This window comes from Halorubrum sp. SP9 (assembly GCF_005435015.1).
In the GTDB taxonomy this organism is placed as follows: domain Archaea; phylum Halobacteriota; class Halobacteria; order Halobacteriales; family Haloferacaceae; genus Halorubrum; species Halorubrum sodomense.
In genome coordinates this window covers 1-290 of sequence record NZ_SGXU01000608.1, presented here as the reverse complement: position 1 = coordinate 290, position 290 = coordinate 1, and the positions used below count along the sequence as shown (strand labels likewise).

Annotated in this window: 1 pseudogene; it reads left to right on the top strand. The window is 53.1% G+C overall.

What is annotated here, in order from left to right:
- A pseudogene (locus EXE45_RS20180) lies at positions 1 to 290 on the top strand (hypothetical protein); the annotation flags it as partial.

The window sequence follows — 290 nt, the reverse complement described above, 5'->3', positions numbered from 1 at the left end:
CGATGGAACCGAGTACTGGACCGCAATCAGTGAGCAGACTGCGGTGATCAACTTCCCAACCGGATTCCCACCATCAAATATCGACGGCGATTTCATCGCTGGTGGCCCAGGGAGCGAGCAGTCTGGATTCACCAGTCCCGAGAAACTGGAAGCGTCACTTCGTTCCAGATTCGATTACCAGGTCCACCCGGAACAGCTTGGCCTGCTGGAAAAAACGAACGAAGACAACCCCTGCATCGACGAAATTCATCGACTCATCGACCTTCGATTCGATGTCGTTGAAGAGTATC